Here is a 14,820-nt window from a genome sequence, read left to right as displayed (position 1 = left end):
ATTAACAGTTGCAGCCAATTATTCCTGTAGATTTTTTTGCAAAAGCATAACTTTATTGCATCTACTTACACCAGTGATACCCGGTATCTTTATGCAACTAAACTTTACCCGCAATTTACAGCTTGGCTATGGGTTTTCGATCTTGATCCTGCTAATCGTCGGAATTGTTTCCTATGGTACCATTAATAATTTGCTAAGCAGCAATAAAGCTGTAGGCCATAGCACGCTGGTAATTCAAAAGCTTGAGCAGTCGATTTCATTGATGAAAGATGCAGAAACAGGCCAGCGGGGTTTCCTGCTCACAGGTAAGGCTTCCTTTTTGGGCCCTTATAATGGCGCTTACCTCAAAGCCCAGAGCCTGATTGCTGAAGCGAGTACATTAACTGCCGATAATCCGGGGCAGCAAGCCAACCTGGCCGAGATCCGTACGATACTAACACGCCGAATGGCGATACTGAAGGATCTGGTTTTAAAAAAGCAAAAACAACAGGCTATTTCTGCCGTCGACCTGGAAGAAGGAAAATCGGCCATGGATGCATTGCGCCTTGCTGTTGACCGGGCAGAAAATGCCGAACGTAAACTATTGAATGAGCGTGAGGCAATTTTAGAACGTTATACGCATATTGCTCCGGCAGCTATAGTGACAGCCCTTGCTCTTGCCATCGCAATCGCTTTATTATCCTATTTCAATGTAATGCGCGATGTGCACATAAAAGACAGTCTGCAGCGCGAGCTGCAACTCAAAGAACAGGAAACCGCCGCTTTTAATGAGGAACTTACAGCTGCCAACGAGGAGATCACCACTGCCAATGAAGAACTCACCTCAATTAATGAAGAACTTTTTGAGACCCAAAAGGCGCTGTCACTGATGAACGGATCGCTGGAAGAACTGGTAGCGGCACGTACTAAATCTTTGGCGGAGAGCGAAGAAGAAACACAGGCCCTCAATGAAGAACTCACAGCAATTAACGAAGAACTTGCAGCATCAAACGAAGAAATGTTGGCAAGTAACGAAGAGTTACAAAGAAGCCGGGAGGAGATACAGAAAAAAGAACGTTTATTCCGCTCTATCGCTGTAAATATCCCCCGGTCATTGATCCTTGTCATAGATAAAAACCATAACCTGATAACGATGGAAGGTGACCTGATGCAAAAATTAGGCTACCATGACGGTAACTATGCAGGTTTACACCTTGCCGACGTTTCCTCTCCAGGCCGATATGCAGCAAACAGGAAATACTACGACCGGATGCTGAACGGCGAGCAGATCAGGACTGAACTTAAAAGCGCCGGCGGCGATGATCTGCAGGTAGATTATGTGCCATTAACAGATGAGCGGGGGACGGTTTATGCCGGACTGGTGATTGCTTTGGATATATCCGATCAGAAAAAAGCAGAAGAACACAGCGCCAAACTGGCTGCCATAGTCGAATCTTCAGATGACGCCATCATCGGTAAATCGCTGGATGGTACAATCACCAGCTGGAACAAATCGGCCGAAAGGATTTTTGGTTACCCAGCGTCTGAAATGCTAGGCCAGTCCATTCTTAAACTGCATCCATCGGACAGACAGGATGAAGAACCACAGATCATCGCACGCTTAAAACACGGCGAACGGATGGAACATTTTGAAACCAAGAGACTTGCAAGTGACGGCAGGATCCTTGATGTGTCCCTCACCATTTCACCTATACGTGACAGCCAGGGAAACATCACGGGGGTTTCCAAGATAGCCAGGGATATCTCCGAACAAAAACAGGACGAGCTGCGAAAAAATGATTTTATAGGCATGGTAAGCCATGAACTTAAAACGCCGTTAACATCACTAATGGCGCTGATACAGGTATCGAACCTTAAGTTGAAAAACAACCCCGATAATTTTTTGTCGGGAGCAATGGAAAAAGCTGAGATACAGGCAAGGAGAATGAGCAGCATGATTAACAGCTTCCTGAACATCTCGCGCCTGGAATCGGGTAAGATTGCTATCGATAAAGAATTATTTGATCTTGATTTGCTGATCAGGGAAGTTGTTGAAGAATATGGACTTACGGTTTCCAGTCATATTATCCATATTAACATTTGCGATCATATACAGGTCAACGCCGACAGGGAAAAGATTGGGTCGGTGATCTCAAACCTGATTAGCAATGCTGTTAAATATTCGCCCAAACGCCGGGAAATTGAAGTAAAATGTGCATTGGTTGATGGCTTTGCACAGGTTAGCGTAAAGGATGAGGGCATGGGGATAAATGCCCAGGACCTGCCCAGGATATTTGACCGTTACTACCGGGTTGAAAGTAATAACACACGTCACATCTCCGGCTTTGGCATTGGCCTTTATTTAAGTGCCGAGATCATCCGCCGGCACGAGGGTCAGATCTGGGCAGAGAGTGAAAGCGGTGCGGGGTCTGTTTTTTATTTCAGTTTACCGGTAGCTTAAACTCATACCCGTTTGTTAACTGCCTATGCAACTACCTATATTAAGTTTGTTGCCGGCTTCCAGGCCTGCAACAAAGAACCAAAACTCAAATATCTAATTACCAATACATTACAATAATTAATACAACGATAAATTAGCAGATACTCCTGAATATACTTAGATTTAAAAAAAGATTGATGCATCCCTGCTCACAACCGAAGATGAAACGAGCTGATATGATACGAAAATGCACTCTGATTGCCCTGTGTTTGCTTTTCGTTATTTCAGTAAACGCCCAGGAAATTACCAGGCGCCATGTTGATTCTTTGCTTTTGCAAAAGAGTCCTTCACGTCCTGATGCAAACCCGATCAACTCCATGTTGCAACTTGCAGAGTTTTTCAGCCATTTGCGTCATCCTTCCCCCGAACAACTGGATAGTGCTTCTTATTTTATCAACCAGGCCGAACGGCTTAACCGAAGCACTCCGCAGGCCGAAATTAACTTTCGCATTGCTTTGATCCGTTCGGCATTTTATAAATCAAAAGGTGAGTTAAAAAGCGGGCGCACATTACTTGAGCAAACCATACAGGATATTAAACAGGCACATAACTGGCCCTTGCTTGGTAAGGCTTATTTTGAACTATCTGAGTATTACAGCCAGGATTTTCTACAACAAACAATGGTTTCCCGGATCCATTGTTTAAACCAGGCGGTAAACGCATTTGAACGTACAAATAACCTCGTTGAACTCGCCCGCTGTTACCGGTTATTGGCCGACCTGCATCAAATGATGAATAATTATACTTTGGCTTTTGATGAAGCTAAAAAGGCGTTAAAGTACTATGACCAGGCACATTACACAGAAACGCAGGGCCTTTATGCATTATTAGGAAGACTTTATTATACTCAGGGCGACTATAAAACTGCTATCAACTATCAATTAAAGGCACTGCAAATTGCTACTGCAAGCAATGCCGACAATGTGCGGCTGATATGCCAGATCAATAATAACCTGGGGTATGATTTCATGAAGCTTGGCGACAACCAAAAGGCTATCAATTATTTTTCACGCGCTTTGGAAATTGCCAAATCTGAAAAAGACAATGCAACCATTTATTTGCTGGCGGGCAACATAGTTGATGTTTACCTGCGGATGAAGCAGCCACAAAAAGCCAAAGCTTTTTTAACGCAAGTAACTCAAAAATTCGCATATCCATCGGGCAAGCTGTATGAAGGAGGTGATGAGGTAAGTCAAACCTATCTTAAAATTTACCTGGCTTTAAAACAGTATGACATGGCTAAGCGCTATTGCGATGAGCTGATACGACAAACCAACAATCCTAACCTCAACCTATACGCACGGAGCAGTTATTACGAACTGATTATTAAGTACTACACTGCTACCGCCGGGTTTACCGAGGCATTAAAATATCTCAAACTAAACCAAAGTTTGTTGAAGAAAATTGGCAATGATAATGATTTGGGTACCAATGAAACCCTTTGGTTTGGTTTGGACACCAGCCGGCGGCAGTATCAGTCGGCTATTTATCATCTTATTTCGGCCAATACTATTAAAGACTCGATATTTAGCAGCACTAAAAGCAAACAAATAGAACAACTGCAAATTGAATATGAAACCCGGCAAAAAGAAATCCAAATTGCACTTTTAAATCAAAAGAGCAAGTTCGAACAGGACAATTTAAAGCAGGCCAACCAGGTTAAAAACCTCACTATCGGCGCCATCTTTTTATTGCTTGTTATAGCGGGCTTATTGTTCCGGCAAAATGTACATAAGCAAAAAAGCAACGAAGTGATTACTTCAAAAAACGTTTTGCTGGAAGATTTGCTGTTACAAAAAGAATGGTTACTGAAAGAAGTACATCACCGGGTAAAAAACAACCTTCAAATTGTGATGAGCATTTTGAATACACAGTCGGCTTATTTACAAAATGATGTTGCACTTGAAGCAATTCGCGGCAGTCAGCACCGGGTAAACGCCATTGCACTTTTGCACCAGAAACTTTACAGCAGCACAACCTCGGCCCTTGTATCTATGCCTGCTTATATCGGCGAGTTGATTGATTATCTCAGCGATTCATTCGATACAAGTTTCAGACATATAAAAATAAGGCAGGTATTAAATCCGCTAAATCTTGATCCGGCCATGGCGGTACCTATTGGTTTAATATTAAATGAGGCCATCACAAACGCCATAAAATATGCTTTTGATCATAACGGCGGCGAAATTGTGGTAAGCCTGTTTACCTGGAACAGTGACTATGCTGTTTTAAAAGTATCTGATGACGGGAGGGGCCTCCCTCCCGGCTTTGACCTTAACAAAGCTAATTCTTTAGGTATGGAAATGATGAAAGCGCTTGGTAAACAGTTAAAAGGGAAATTTACGGTTGAAAATACCCGTGGCGTTACCTTAATGATAACCTTCCCTATTGAACAAAGCCGCGTTGAAATTTATGAGGAAAAGGATTATTTCTTTGATTAACCCTGCTCAGTTTAACCCATCATTCATCAAAAATACTTTATCCTAAGTAATCGGGGGGATAGAGCTTTTGGCCGTATTTTTCGGCGACAGATTTCAGCTTTGACAAAGCTTCTTCAGTTAAAACAGGTGGAGGCAAGAAGCTACCCGGGGCAACCGGTGTCCCTATCGCCTCAAAAAACTCATCCAAACCTGCCGGGATAACAGTACATAACATATGAGCAGTGATATTGCTTATATTCCTGAAACAATGTACTTCGCCGCCTTTTGGGATATTTACAAACGAACCCTTTTCAGCTTTATATATTCCCCCTTCAGTTTTAAATTGAATTTCGCCCTCAATTACATAAAACGACTCCTGGATATCTGCATGGGCATGAGGCCCCGGCCCTCCCCCCGGCGGTACCAGCATATCAATAACGGCATAAGCCCCACCTGTTTGTTTACCCGAAATAATGATGCGGTATGTATCGCCAACTACGGCAAGCGTTTGCCCTTCGTTTTCGTTTACGGTTATTATATTATGAGCCATTTTTTGAAAGCCTGTTAAAGTGAGCTCTAATCTAACTAATATTGAGCGCATTAGTTTGGTAAAAAGCTTAAATTGCATATACCTAATCAATGTATTACAATGAAAAATCAACTTCTTTTAATCAAAAGCTTTTTGGGATTGATGGTTGTTTTTTTTACCGCGCAATCCTTTTATTATTTCCGGTATCAAAAAAACACTACAACGGCGGCAGTAATATTGTATAAAGGCACCGTTAAAAAGGCTGTAGTATGCGGTTTTGTGTACAACGGAACGGATAGCATTCCGGATATTCCGGCATTGAATGGCTGGGGTAATTACCAATGGAAAATTACCACCTCATCAGATAGTGCACAGTTTTATTTTAACCAGGGCATAAGCATGTACTATGGTTTTCATTCTATCGAAGCAATTGCCTCGTTTATCAAAGCCACCCGTTTTGATCCCGACTGTGCAATGGCCTGGTACGGGAAATCGCTGGCTATGGGCCCTACTATTAATTATCCAAACGGCTATGCCCCGCCAGCCGATGCCTATGAAGCATCAGAAAAAAGCAAAAAACTAAGCACCAATTGCACCCCGCTCGAAAAAGAGCTTATTGCCGCCATGCAGCATCGCTATAGTAAGGATAGTACCCTTACAGTAAAACAGCTAAGAACCAATTATGCCGATGCCATGCAGGTGGTATATTCAAAGTATCCTAAAAATGCCGAAGTATTAACCCTTTATGCCGATGCGTTGTTATTACTCCATCCCTGGGACCTGTATACCCATGATTTTAAACCCAAACCATGGACACCCCAGATCCGCTCCCTGTTAGAACAGGCCATAGCTATTTGCCCGAAACATCCCGGGGCTAATCACTTTTATATTCATACCATGGAGGCTTCCGCAACCCCGCAAATGGCTTTAAAGAGCGCTCATATACTGGATACCCTGATGCCCCAGGTATCGCACATAACACATATGCCTTCGCATATTTATATCCGTACCGGCAATTATGAGCAGGGCATTACCAATAATACAGCCGCTGTTGCAGGTTATAATACTTACCTTAAACAGTATAGCCCTGTAGCAAACGGGGATATATTATACAAGATTCATAACATCCATTTAAAAGTAAACTGTGCGCAAATGGCGGGCAACTATCAAACAGCACTTGCCGCAGCCTATGATGCAAAGGCAGCGCTGCCACCCTATTATTTAGCTGCAAAAGGCGCCGATGGTAACTTTTTCCAGTACGTTTATATGCAACCGGTGTTAACGGCAGTGAGATTTGGTAAATGGGCGAATATTTTAGATGCAAAACCTGTTGATTCGCTTGTCTATGCATCGGCATTACTACATTTTTCAAAAGGGATGGCATGGTGCGGCAAAGGCAATGCAATCAATGCCAGGCATGAACTCAAATTGCTGGAAATTAAAATGCAGGACCCATCTTTAAAGGCACCAATTGATAACTTCAGCAGTGCCTATGAATCTGCAAGTGTTGCCAGCCTTATTTTACAGGGAAGTATTGCCACCGCCGAAAAAAAATACACCGAAGCCATTAATATCTTACGAAAGGCCGTTACAGCCGAGGATCACCTGATCTATAACGAACCCCGCGACTGGCCCCTGCCCGCAAGGCATTACCTTGGCAATGCTTTGTTGAAAGCAGGCCGGTACAACGAGGCCGTAACTGTATTAAACAAAGACCTTGTAATTAACCCCAATAATGGCTGGGCATTAACCGGCCTTCAGCTGGCCTATCAAAACACAAGCAATGCCACAGCCTTAAATAAAGTAAAACAACAATTAAAAACTGCCTGGAAAATAAAGGATATAGAAATTGATAAGCCCGTGTTTTAACTGTAAATCAACTACTGGTCGAAGTTTAGCGATAGCGTAACTTCGTCCTAAAATGTGTTAAGCTTCCAGCTTAACTGTATAAAAAGTAATAATACAGTTGGTTTAATTCATTTAGCTAATAATCCAGAATACGGAAGCAGAATGCTTCCATTGTTTTAGGACGAAGTTACGCTATCGCTAAACTTCGACCAGTGAAGGTTGACAAGCCTGTATTTTAAATAATACACAGCTCATCAATCAAGTCCAAAACACCACCATTTTATTAAAAATCAACCAATTATAAATTTATTCATCACTTAACAAATACTAATATTTTTAGCATTATATTTGTCATTCCATTTCAACAGTAGTATTCTGAAGATGGTTTATAGCTAAAAATGACATGTAATGCCGGGAGCTCAAAAAGATATCATCAGCCGTTTGCAAAAGGATATTTTGCTTTGGCAGGGCTTTACACCGCCTTTGGGATGTAAAACTAAAGGTATTGGTTTGGGGCCGCTGGAATCTGCTTTTCCGAATGGTGTTTTCCCTACCGGTACAATACATGAAATGTTATGTCCTACTTATGAGCATGCTGCAGCAACCGGCGGGCTTATAGCAGGTTTGCTTACCAGGCTCATGCAGCAAGGCGGCGTATGCTTATGGGTAAGCATGCACAGGCAATTATTTCCGGCGGCATTAGCAAGTTACAATGTAGAGCCTCACCGGGTAATATTCATTGATGTACAACACGAAAAAGACCTGCTTTGGGTAATGGAAGAAGCCTTAAAATGTGAAGGCCTCGCCGCCGTAATAGCCGAAGTGAGGGAAATAAGCTTTGCACAATCGCGGCGTTTGCAACTGGCAGTTGAAAACAGCAAGGTAACCGGCTTTTTGCTGCGTAACGATCCGCGTAAACTGGGTTCAACAACCTGTGTGGCCCGCTGGCAAATAACTCCCCTGCCAAGCCAACCCCATGATGGTTTGCCGGGTCTGGGTTTCCCGCGCTGGCAAATTGACCTGCTACGGGTGCGCAATGGCAACCCCGGCAGCTGGAAGCTGGAATGGATCGACGGCAATTTTATACCGGTAGAGGAAGAAAAGACCGTACAAATAGATTTACACGAAAGGATAGCCGGATAGTGAGGTATGATGAACAAACGCTTTGTTTCTTTATGGTTTCGTCATTTATTGACAGACTGGCTCACCCTTCGGCGGCCCGAACTTAAACCTGTGCCTTTTGTTTTTGCTTCGCCTGTTCGTGGTCGTGTTATAATTACAGCAGCCAATGCCCTGGCCGAAGCACAGGGTGTAGCTGCCGGTATGACGGCCGCCGATGCAAAAGCCATTATAGTCGATCTTCAGGTTATTGATGATATACCCGGCCAGGCCGATAAACTGCTCAAAGCTTTGGGCGAATGGTGTATCCGTTATTCGCCACTGATAGCTGCCGACTTGCCAGATGGGTTACTGCTTGATATTTCAGGCTGTGCCCATTTGTGGGGTGGCGAAAAGGAATATTTAAAAGAAATTGTTATCCGCCTAAGAAGCAAAGGCTACGATGTTCGTGGCGCCATGGCCGATACCCCCGGAGCAGCATGGGCCATAGCCCGCTTTGGTAAAGTAAAACCAATTATCCCTCCAGGTGAACAAGCCGATGCATTAATCCAATTACCCCCTGTTGCCCTGCGCCTTGAACCACTGGTTATTGAAAGACTGCAAAAACTGGGGTTTTATACTATTAAAACTTTCATAAACATGGGACGCTCGGTATTGCGCCGACGTTTTGGGCCGGAATTATTATTAAGACTCGATCAGGCTTTGGGCAACATAGACGAGCCTTTGCAACTATTACATCCTGTTGAACCTTACGCCGAAAGGCTACCCTGTTTGGAACCCATCCGTACAGCTACCGGAATAGAAATTGCCATTAAAACCCTGCTCGAAAAACTTTGCATCCGTTTACAAGGTGAAGGTAAAGGTTTGCGGACAGCAATTTTAAAATGCTACCGGGTGGATGGGCATGTGATCAGTGCTGATATCGGTACCAATCGCGCGTCACACCATATTGGTCATTTGTTCAAGCTATTTGAACTTAAAATCCCTACGCTGGAACCCGCATTGGGTATTGAACTTTTCACACTCGAAGCTCCCAAAATTGATGATGTAGAACCCGAACAAGAGGTGTTATGGCAATCAGAAAGCTGCGGCCTGGATGATACGGATCTGGCTGAGTTGTTGGACAGACTGGCCAATAAAATTGGTGCAGGCAGCATCCACCGTTATCTCCCCCAGGAACGTTACTGGCCGGAGAGAAGCATCAAACCTGCCATCTCTATTAATGAAAAGCCACAAACCAGTTGGCGAAAAGACCGGCCACGCCCGTCGATCCTGCTTCCTCACCCCCAGCAAATAGAGGTAACCTCTCCTATTCCCGATTATCCGCCAATGCTGTTCATCTACAAAAATGAAACGCACCACATTAAAAGATCTGACGGCCCCGAGCGTATAGAACGCGAATGGTGGCTTGATGAGGGTGAACACCGTGACTATTACCAGGTTGAAGATCAGGATGGCAGGCGCTACTGGCTGTTCCGGTCGGGGCATTATGCGGGCAGCCAGGCAGGGCAATGGTTTATTCACGGATTTTTTGCATAAGGTATTATGGGCTATTCGGAATTACAGGTAACCACTAATTTCAGCTTTTTACGGGGAGGATCGCACCCCGAAGAACTGGTAATGCAGGCAGCAGCACTCGGTCATACTAAAATTGCCATTACCGACCGCAACAGCGTAGCCGGCGTTGTACGTGCACACTTAGCCACCAGACCAGATGATGTCAATATTAAAATCATTCCGGCTTGCCGTCTTGATCTGCTCGATGGTGCCAGCCTGCTGGCTTACCCAACAGATATGGATGCATGGTCGCGCCTTTCCGGGCTGCTTACCCGGGGAAACCTCCGGGCCGAAAAAGGCCAGTGCCATTTGTATAAACAGGATGTGTATGAATACGCTAAAGGCATCAAATTTATAGCAGTACCACCTGAATCACTTAACAGCCGTTTTGATTTTGATGAAACTTTCAAGGCAGATTTAAAAGAGTACCAGGAGGCTTTTGGGCATGAGCTTTACCTTGCAACCTCCCGCGCTTATAATATTGATGACGGTAAACGGCTTCACAGGCTGGCACAATCGGGCGTACCCATTGTGGCTACCAATGATGTACATTATCATGAAGCAGCCCGCAGGCAGCTGCAGGATGTTGTTACCTGCGTGCGTGAAAAATGCACCATTCATAATGCTGGTTTTAAACTCAACGCCAATGCCGAACGGTATTTGAAAAGCCCGGATGAAATGGAACGTTTGTTTCGCCAGTATCCAGATGCCATAACCCGTACTGCCGAAATAGCCGAAGCCTGCCAGTTTTCATTAGATACCCTTAAATACATTGAACCCGAAGAACCTAATACCGACGGTCTTACCCCTCAACAGCGGCTAACCAAATTTACCTGGCAGGGTGCCCGGCAACGGTACAACAATAATGTACCTGATAGTATTAAGGCACAAATTGAGTTTGAGCTCGCCTTTATTGAGCGAAAACGGTTGGCTCCTTACTTTTTACGGGTTTACCGGTATACCCGCAAAGCGGCAGAATTAGGTATACTTTACCAGGGGCGCGGTTCGGCAGCTAACTCTACAGTATGTTATTGCTTAGCTATTACCGCTGTGGATCCTACAGAAACGCAATTGCTTTTCTCGCGTTTCATGTCTGATGCGCGGGATGAATGGCCTGATATTGATGTGGATTTTGAGCATGAACGCCGGGAAGAGATCATCCAGTGGATCTACAGTGAATACGGCCGCGACCGATCGGCCATTGTAGCTACCGTTACACAGGAACGGCATAAAGGCGCTATCCGTGATGTTGGCAAGGCCATGGGCTTATCTATAGATACCATTAACCGACTGTCGGGCGCTATCTGGGATTTTTCGGAGGAAGCCTTTGACCGTCAACGGATCATTGATCAGGGGCTTAACCCTGATGATAAGGCCCTGCATAAAGTATTGGTGCTTACCGAACAGTTAATGGGTTTCCCGCGCCAGTTGGGTCAGCATACAGGGGGCTTTGTTATTACGCAGGGTAAGCTATCTGATATATGCCCGGTAATGAATGCCCGCATGGAAGAACGCACCCAACTGGAATGGAACAAAGACGACCTGGAAGCGCTCGGCATTCTTAAGGTTGATGTATTGGGCCTCGGGATGCTTACCTGTATCCGCAAAAGTTTTGATCTCATCAAACAGCATTATGGTATTTCATACGATTTAAAGAACGTTCCGCGCGAAGACCCGAAGGTTTACGATATGATTTGCGATGCCGATACATTAGGGGTTTTCCAGATAGAAAGCCGCGCGCAAATGTCGATGCTGCCACGACTTAAACCACGGGAATTTTATGATCTGGTAATAGAAGTAGCTATTGTACGCCCGGGCCCTATCCAGGGTGACATGGTTCACCCCTATCTGAGGCGTCGTGACGGGTTGGAAGAAGAAAGCTACCCTAAAGAAGAATTACGCAGGATATTAGGCCGTACCAAAGGTGTTCCCCTGTTCCAGGAACAGGCGATGGAAATAGCCATGGTAGCAGCAGAGTTTACTGCTGCCGAAGCGGATCAGCTACGCCGGAGTATGGCCACTTTTAAAGCTAAAGGGTTGGTAAGCCAGTTTCGCCAAAAACTGGTTGATGGTATGACAAGGCGAGGTTACGAAGTAGATTTTGCCCATCGCATTTTTAAACAGCTGGAAGGTTTTGGGAGTTATGGTTTCCCCGAAAGTCATGCGGCATCATTTGCACATTTGGTTTATATCTCTTCATGGCTTAAATATCATTATCCCGATGTATTTGCAGCTACCTTGTTAAACAGCCAGCCAATGGGTTTTTATCAGCCTGCGCAAATTGTGATAGACGCGGAGAGGCATGGCGTAGTTGTACGACCTGTAGATATTAACCACTCGTTTTGGGATAATACCCTTGAAGAACAAGATGGCGCATACCGTGCATTGCGCTTAGGTTTCAGACAGGTAAAGGGCCTTAATGAAAATGATATGCAGGCCCTCGTAGCTGGTCGTGGTGCGGGATATACCAGTATCAGCCATTTAAGCGATTCAGGTGTGCCTCAGGCCCAGATCGAAAAACTTACCGATGCCGACGCCTTCAGATCGTTAAACCTTGACCGCCGGGCGGCACTATGGGAAGTGCCAGCCCTTAGTGATAAACCAATAGGCCTGTTTACCGGCCAACCGTCAGAAAGCACTAAAGAAACCCAGATCAGTTTGCCATTTATGACAGATGCCGAGCATGTGGTACAGGATTATGCAGCCACCGGCCTATCTGTAAAGGCGCATCCGGTTAGTTTTTTACGGCAGCAGCTCAATATGCTGCAGGTAACCCCAACTGCCGAATTACCTAATCTTAAAAATGGAGATAAAATAAAAGTTGCCGGTTTGGTAACTGTGCGGCAAAGGCCCGGCACTGCCAAGGGTATTTTATTTATCACCATTGAGGATGAAACAGGCTTTGCCAATCTGGTAGCCTGGGAAAAGATCTTTGATAAATACCGCAAGGATATTGTTCAAGCACGGTTACTCATGGTTGAGGGCGTTTTACAAATTGAGGGCAAGGTGATCCATGTTATTATACGGCGCTGTTTTAATTTATCAAAGCTGTTGAGCACATTGACAACCGTTGGTAATGATGACCAGCCGGTAATGACATTATCCCGAAGCGATGAAACAACGGCTCCTTATCCGGCAGGTTCAAACAAAGGACAGGTTCAGCAAAGCAAACAAAAAGAGGTATTTCACAAGGGACGAAATTTTAAATGAGATTTTTTAAAATGTTTTTGCGGCTCATTCGTCTGCATTAGTATAAGATGAATTAAGAATCTGTCTAAAAATGAATGAAGATTTTTCGTAGAGACGCATCACATGCGTCTCCGTTAGGACAAACGGCCTTGCATATCATTTTGCTACCGTAATTGCATGTGGGAGACGCATGTGATGCGTCTCTACAATTAAGAAAACAATCAAATTTGGGCAGTTTAAATAACAGAAGTATAAAATAATAACGATTAATATAACATGAAAACATCAACAATATCAGCCCATCATACCCAGCACTTATGGGAGGGCATAGACGACTAAAAGAAATAATTTGACCAGGGTTATTAGCGGCTGGTGCTGTATCTTAGCGCCATGATTGATTACAAGCTGGAAGCAGCAAAAGCCGCTTTAACCTTAATAAGCCCCAACCAAACTATCGGTTTGGGAGCAGGAAGCACAATAGCTCATTTGGTTAACATGTTAGCTCAAAACCCTGAGCTTGCAGCTTCATTAACATTTACATCATCATCATTTAAAACAACCCAACTATTAAGCAAACACGGGTTGCGCATCCAGTCGCCGGCGTTGCTTCATAAACTGGATATCTACTTTGATGGCTGCGATCAGTTTGATAGCGAGCTCAATGCACTAAAAAGCGGTGGCGGCATCCATACTACCGAAAAAATACTGGCTTCAATGGCACAGGAATTTATTTTGCTGGGCGATGAAGGAAAATTTTCGCCTCAGCTTAATGCAACTTATCCGCTTGTTATCGAGATTCTGCCACAGGCCTTGCAAATCGTATTGGCAAAGTTAAGCGCTCTTTTCCCTTCGGCAACACTTACGCAGCGCATGAGTACCCAAAAAGACGGCGCGCTGATATCAGATAATGGCAATATGCTTGTGGATCTTCTATTCACCGAATTACCTGAACCTGTTAAATTAAATACACTTGTAAAAATGATACCGGGTGTTGTTGAACACTCATTATTCTATCAAATAGCAACAAAAGCAATTATAGCAGGAGAAAACGGGATCAGGACTATTTTACCTCAACAAAAGATTTAATCGGCGTTATTCAAAACCGTTATACCTTTTATGCTACAAACGCCATAGTTAAAATGATTTAAAAGCTGTAGCTGAACATCCCATAAATTAAATTCGGCATGTGGGTATATGGAGGCGTTAAAACCGAGCTCAATCTGGTTTACGCGCATAATGGCTATGATCCTGGCATCAATTTCGGGGCGGATATAGCCCTGCTCAATACCTTTTCTTAAAAGTTTCTCAATAATATTTACAAGGAAACCTGTTTTAAACTGCAGGTAAAGTCCCCAACCTTCATGATGATACTTTTGCAGATCGAACAATACAGCAGGATTTACCCTCGAAAAGATCTCTCCTGTACACCGGGTTAACTCAACCATCTCATCCATCACATTGCCAGTATCGCTGATAATAGCACAAAGCATGGCCTCATCATCGGCCAGCCGCTGTTTTACCAGCGTGGTAACAAGTTCATTTTTATCCCTGAAATGCTGATAAATTGTTTTTTTGGAGATTCCCAAGTGCCGGGCTATATCATCCATGGTAATACTTTTTATGCCCGATTCAAGAAAAAGCTGCTCACACCCGCTTAAAATCCGATCCTTATCAACCAT

9 protein-coding genes are annotated in these 14,820 nt (G+C 44.1%); 7 read left to right on the top strand and 2 right to left on the bottom strand.

What is annotated here, in order from left to right; all coding sequences use genetic code 11:
* Positions 1-91: 91 nt before the first annotated feature.
* Together BMX50_RS16940 and BMX50_RS16935 are read left to right on the top strand one after the other, a co-directional pair.
* On the top strand, positions 92-2,440 hold the full coding sequence (locus BMX50_RS16940) for a PAS domain S-box protein (RefSeq protein WP_143065200.1): 2,349 nt from the start codon (positions 92-94) through the stop codon (positions 2,438-2,440).
* Between the two features lie 215 nt (positions 2,441-2,655).
* On the top strand, positions 2,656-4,920 hold the full coding sequence (locus tag BMX50_RS16935) for a tetratricopeptide repeat-containing sensor histidine kinase (protein WP_167667970.1): 2,265 nt from the start codon (positions 2,656-2,658) through the stop codon (positions 4,918-4,920).
* Positions 4,921-4,957: 37 nt separating this feature from the next.
* Here the strand turns inward: BMX50_RS16935 and BMX50_RS16930 are convergent, their stop codons facing one another.
* Positions 4,958-5,449: a cupin domain-containing protein gene (locus BMX50_RS16930; protein ID WP_091211864.1), complete on the bottom strand. Its 492-nt coding sequence runs from the start codon at positions 5,447-5,449 to the stop codon at positions 4,958-4,960.
* A gap of 99 nt (positions 5,450-5,548) precedes the next feature.
* Between BMX50_RS16930 and BMX50_RS16925 the strand changes: the two genes are divergently transcribed.
* The 5 genes from BMX50_RS16925 (at position 5,549) to rpiA (ending at position 14,227) form a co-directional block, all read left to right on the top strand.
* Positions 5,549-7,297, top strand: coding sequence for a tetratricopeptide repeat protein (locus BMX50_RS16925; RefSeq protein ID WP_091211702.1), 1,749 nt, complete (start codon positions 5,549-5,551; stop codon positions 7,295-7,297).
* Between the two features lie 387 nt (positions 7,298-7,684).
* On the top strand, positions 7,685-8,419 hold the full coding sequence (locus tag BMX50_RS16920) for an ImuA family protein (RefSeq protein ID WP_091211701.1): 735 nt from the start codon (positions 7,685-7,687) through the stop codon (positions 8,417-8,419).
* Between the two features lie 6 nt (positions 8,420-8,425).
* Complete coding sequence (locus BMX50_RS16915; protein ID WP_317040893.1) at positions 8,426-9,934, top strand: Y-family DNA polymerase; 1,509 nt, start codon at positions 8,426-8,428, stop codon at positions 9,932-9,934.
* Between the two features lie 6 nt (positions 9,935-9,940).
* Positions 9,941-13,162, top strand: coding sequence for an error-prone DNA polymerase (locus tag BMX50_RS16910; protein ID WP_091211700.1), 3,222 nt, complete (start codon positions 9,941-9,943; stop codon positions 13,160-13,162).
* Positions 13,163-13,531: 369 nt separating this feature from the next.
* The gene (rpiA, locus tag BMX50_RS16905; protein ID WP_091211699.1) at positions 13,532-14,227 is read left to right on the top strand and encodes a ribose 5-phosphate isomerase A; all 696 of its coding nucleotides are present in this window, start codon (positions 13,532-13,534) and stop codon (positions 14,225-14,227) included.
* Here rpiA and BMX50_RS16900 read toward each other — a convergent pair.
* Positions 14,224-14,820, bottom strand: coding sequence for a TetR/AcrR family transcriptional regulator (locus BMX50_RS16900; protein WP_091211698.1), 597 nt, complete (start codon positions 14,818-14,820; stop codon positions 14,224-14,226). The genes rpiA and BMX50_RS16900 overlap by 4 nt on opposite strands.

The organism is Mucilaginibacter gossypiicola (assembly GCF_900110105.1).
In the GTDB taxonomy this organism is placed as follows: domain Bacteria; phylum Bacteroidota; class Bacteroidia; order Sphingobacteriales; family Sphingobacteriaceae; genus Mucilaginibacter; species Mucilaginibacter gossypiicola.
The sequence above is the reverse complement of the archived record's forward strand: the minus strand, read 5'-3'. Positions and strand labels throughout refer to the sequence as shown.